At 45.8% G+C, this 4,700-nt stretch carries 4 protein-coding genes; all 4 read right to left on the bottom strand.

The window, feature by feature from the left end:
- Positions 1–664 (bottom strand): hypothetical protein (locus AAKU61_RS22125; protein WP_354335745.1); only part of this gene is annotated, 664 nt, incomplete at its 3' end.
- A complete protein-coding gene (locus tag AAKU61_RS22120) occupies positions 661–1,020 on the bottom strand; it encodes a hypothetical protein (RefSeq protein WP_354335743.1) in 360 nt (119 codons plus the stop codon). The genes AAKU61_RS22120 and AAKU61_RS22125, both read right to left, overlap by 4 nt.
- The gene (locus tag AAKU61_RS22115; protein WP_354335741.1) at positions 1,017–1,748 is read right to left on the bottom strand and encodes a hypothetical protein; all 732 of its coding nucleotides are present in this window, start codon (positions 1,746–1,748) and stop codon (positions 1,017–1,019) included. The genes AAKU61_RS22120 and AAKU61_RS22115 overlap by 4 nt, the downstream gene beginning before the upstream one ends.
- Entirely contained in the window at positions 1,745–4,606 is a 2,862-nt protein-coding gene (locus AAKU61_RS22110) for an RHS repeat domain-containing protein (protein WP_354335739.1), read from the bottom strand. Before AAKU61_RS22110 ends, AAKU61_RS22115 begins: the two co-directional genes overlap by 4 nt.
- Positions 4,607–4,700: the final 94 nt, after the last annotated feature.

The raw sequence follows: 4,700 nt of genomic DNA, 5'->3' as shown, positions 1-4,700 counted from the left end.
TTTTGCAGTGACGAATGACATTCTTTTTACCTTGCATGATGATGACGATGTTGTCTGATTCTAAAGTGAGGTTTTCTAGGACGTATTCGGTTTCTGCATATTCGCTAATGTCGCCGCGATAGTCCGCAAGAGCGGGAGCATTGGAACGAATGTTATCGCCCAATGATTTATGATAGAAGCGTTTGTTTTTTTTATCCCAGGCATGCACCATGACGACGGTTGGTTGCTTCGATGTAGTAACAGTGCCGTTGCTTATTTTTATCGCATGATAAGGGGGGGCTTTACCTCCGCTATTAGGCCAAAAACCGCCATCATTCTGATAAATTCCAAGGCCGTAAGGTATCTTTGCCGATAGGTGGTGATTCATCAAATCAATAGTCACATTACTCGCATAATTAATGCTTACCATAGGTCCATTTGGTACTGGTTGATGCGGCAAACGAAACCAGGGTGCTGGTTCTGTTTGATACAAATCTTGCGCCACACAATAATCACCAGATCGAAATACTCCGACAGACCAGCCGTTATGGTCTTTAAGTTCCATACAACGCTTGCCGTTATAGTCAATAAATTTTTCTGTCTCTTGTGCAGCAGGTGCTGTTGAAAAAAGCAATGTTGCGGCGATAAAGCAAGCAACTTTTATGGAGTGCATAAAGACTTTCATGGCAGAATTGTCCCTTTAAAGCTTGGATCTGTGTCCTTAAAAAGATCTCCTTTTTTGTGAAGAACACCATTGCTATCGGTCGTGTCTTCTTTATAACGCAGGAAATCATTACGATTTTTTTGACCCTGTGTTGAGTCGTATCGACCCTGTTTATCTTGTTTTAAATTAAGTGCTTTTGGTGCCCCGTCCATCCCAACAAAATCGGTATAACCTAATTGCGTCAATTCGTAATTTGACAGGTCAATCTTTTTCGTGTTTCCGTTTGAACTATCAAATGCATGATTGTTGCCGCTATCCTCGTGGACCGCATTGAACACTTCAAGAAAGGGCTTGATGCTTTGTTGTTTTGTATTCAATCCTTGTGCACCTCATTAATTTGAATCTTCTTGCCATTAAAACGGCTAGGTTGCCCGATGAAAGACTGATCAAGAAGCGCTTTTCCGATTTCAAATATTTTTGCGTCAGTCGTTATGTTTAAGTCTTGCCATGTTTTTCCATTGTCCAAGGACTCGCTTTGAAAGACCGCGATAACATGTTCACCATCCCTCGTAACCGGGTGTTCAAAAACTAGTCGCCTATCAATTGGTGCAACAAATGCGAAATTCAGTTCTGGGACAGCAGATTTTCCATCCAGATCAAAACGTTGAAGATCACTCCGAACCTGTTCCGATTGATCTACTGTAGATGCCTGAACGTATAATTTCTGCGCGGCATCGGGAGTCAACCCAATCCACCTGCCAGCCTCAAAATATTTATAAAGTGCCACTGGACGACCACGAAATAAACCCACGGCGGAACAGATGCGCTGAAAGTCACTTTCATGCTGACTATGACTGACATTTCGACCGATGTCCGTTAATAGCAGCGAATGCTTCTTTTTATAATACACACTGTATGGTTCTTGATTGATCCGATCGGCGGTCTCTCGATAAAGACGCGCAAGCGGGCTCCAGTCGTATTTGGATTTCAAGACGAATTTACTTCCATCAGCAACCTTGCATTCCAGCACATCTTCACGTGGTATGGCGGCTGCTGGTAGGCAAACCACCAACAACATCAAGGCAATTATTTTTTTCATCATCATGGTGCTCTTTTATCTGACATAGTTTTGTAGTCAATACCCGTGTAATCCAGTGCGCCTTTATCCATCTTAAATGCGTCATGTACTGTGTACGAACCTACGGTTTTTCCCTCAGTGTAGGCATAGAGATTGGCGATTTCACGCTTGACATCCTGAACCGCAAGAGAGAATGCCATCTGGTGATAATTAACGATATCCTGGGGGACATAAATTCGCTCTCCTTTTTTTAAATCACTGAGAGACTTTTTATCGTCGGCAAACCAACCAACGCCCAATACACCTGAAGGAGGATTAGCAGGATCATATTTCTCGGCCTGCCAATAAAATATTTTACTTTTGACGAACGATTTGGTTTGCTCCGTTGTATATTTTTGCCCGCCAGCGGCCGAAGTATCATTGTCCTTGTTCCAGTAACCATGGGTAGTCCGGTCGTTGTCACACTCAAGATCACCTAAATAATTTTTTCCGCAAATCTTATTGGTTTTCTCATCTTCAGTTTTTCCGCCTAGTACCGTCCCAGTATAGAGTGAATCAAACTTAATGGCGTCGTTGCGTCCATCCCATATTCGTGTCATGCCCAAACCATTTGGTACGGCGCCGCATTCATGTTTAGTTACGCCACCTTCTGTATATACATTATCGACGGCGCCACCGCGCGTCGTTGCATCAACCCAATTGGAATGGGAATAAAAATCGGCCAGTGTATGGGCGTTCTGCCCGAAGTTACTTAACGCTCCGGAGATTCCCGTACCCGCAGCCCCATAAAGGACACGTTTTTTGTTTATCCTATCCAGTGTGTTGTCAATCCAATTTCCATTCGCGCCTTTGTAGCTACCGATCTTGGTATGATCAGTAACTGACTTGAATTCTGGGCCGTCATTTGGGTTGTCGAAGTGATTTTGCGGATTATATTGGCCACCGCCAGCCACACCTGTTGTACCGACACTGTACGGAAATACCGTGGGATTTCCAACATCTGGGAGTGCGTCTGTTTGATAGGCGTTTCGAATAATTTGGTCGATAACGGTCTGTGAGAACCTTGCCTCGCCATGATGTTCCGCTTCATATTGTGCAAACGCGATTCGTATAATATCTCCGTGTCCTTTGTCCGAAAATACAGGATCTAAATTACCGGTCACAACGACACGAGACGGTACTTTAAACAAACCCAGCGGATCAATCTCACCCATGGGATTACTGCCTACATAGGCATAACTCTCAACGCCAGAGGTTAATCCTAGGGGATCGGGTGTGATATACCTACCTCGCGATGGATCATAATACCGATGAATATTGTAAAACAGGCCGGTCTCTTGATCCGCATACTGTCCCGCTATGCGCAGGTTCATTTCAAAGTGGTCAGGTTCACTGCTATCGGCAGCCTGAGCGGCAGTCATCATGGTAAATGCGCTATCGTTGGCTGCCGCTTGTTGCATCGTCAAAGCACGTTGGTTTCCAAAAGCATCGAAGTCACCTCGCCATACCACCTGTTGATTTTTATCTGTCACAGCTAACGGCAAACCTCGGTCGTCAGTATGGATTGCATATAGAGTACGGGTCTGACCCTTATCCTGTGCGCGCATCACCGCGTAAGGCCGGTAATCGGCGTACAAATATTGGGTGGTTAACTGTCCTTCTGCGTTCGCTTCGGCGATCAGCTTATGCGCGGTGTCATAGACAAAATAGGTAGTACGACCATTGATAGTTTTGACCACACGATTTCCAAGCGCATCATAGCGGTAGCGGGCGACCGTTTTACTCGCCTCCCTAACTTCAATCAGTCGATGCGCATCGTCATAGATAAACTGCTGATTTCGTCGGACACTTTGACGGCCATAGCTATCGCGTTGAACCTGTTCCGTTTGACTTCTGCGTTGGCCAAGCGGGTCATAGCGGTAGCTAACGTCGTTGGCGGCCGAAGAGGTAACTGACGGTGCTGTAATGGCCGTAGTTGATGACGTTGACGCTGCCACGACTTGCTGCGTTGGGTTCGCACCTGTGATAGCGTCAATTCTCTCGTCTGTCAGACGATGTACTGCATCGTAGAGGTAGCTACGCTGTTCCATATTCCTCTTGCTAGAAATAATATTATTGGCGCCGTCGTGTTGATACCGCAAAGCCTCAATCGCACCTGGATTGGTTTTGCTACCGATGTCGATTGCCGTCAATCGTCCCGCTTTATCGAATGTGCTTTGCTTGATAATCCCGTTGCTTGCAGTGTGGTTTTCGATACCTCCAAACGGACGCCAACTGATATCGGTCAGTATCGGTTCTTGCGTGATATTGTCCGGTAAAATCGCGCGCAGCCCAGCAACAAAACGGTCGTGGATATGTTCGCCTATCCAGGCAAACCAGCCCCTATCACGAGTGATCGCATTTTGCTTGCCATCAGTTTTGTCATACCGATAGGATAAGTATTGGCCATCAGGTAATCTGCGCTCGACTAATTGCCCCGTGATTGAATCATAGGTGTAGCTCGTAATGAAATTGAACGCTGCGACTTGCTTGTTGTCTGGCTGGATGGTTTGAGTGTGCTGCACAATCTGACCAAAGGCGTCGCGCAGATAGGTATGGCTGTTACCACAACCGTCTAGCCGTTCTAACAAATCACCGTCATAACTGAGCGTTTCAGTGCAACCTGCGATCATCCGCTTGACCAGACGACCGCTACTCGCAAACTCGAGCTTTTCGGTAACATGACTTTGTCCGTCTAGCCCAGTTTGCTGTTTCTCAAATGCACCCGTTGTGTCGTTGTAGCTGTATTTGAAACGGCCTTCATCAGGTGAGATCTCTAAGACTATGCGCCCAAAGTCATCGTGTAGAATCGTGTGTGCTCGATTAGCGGCATCCGTGAGCAACATAGCTTACACCGCGTACTTTCATGAAACAGTATCATTTCTATCTTTCTATTTTGGGATGCACAAATAGTCTAAAACGGCCATATTTTGGTTGTTG

The sequence above is a fragment of the Undibacterium sp. GrIS 1.2 genome (genome assembly GCF_040544435.1).
Lineage (GTDB): Bacteria > Pseudomonadota > Gammaproteobacteria > Burkholderiales > Burkholderiaceae_D > Undibacterium.
Note: the sequence above shows the minus strand (reverse complement) of the source record. Positions and strands in the feature narration are given on the sequence as shown.

What these genes read in the sequence shown, in the direction of transcription:
- AAKU61_RS22115 (WP_354335741.1), bottom strand. Translation starts at nt 1,748, where the DNA reads ATGATGATGAAAAAAATAATTGCCTTGATGTTGTTGGTGGTTTGCCTA.
- AAKU61_RS22110 (WP_354335739.1), bottom strand. Translation starts at nt 4,606, where the DNA reads ATGTTGCTCACGGATGCCGCTAATCGAGCACACACGATTCTACACGAT.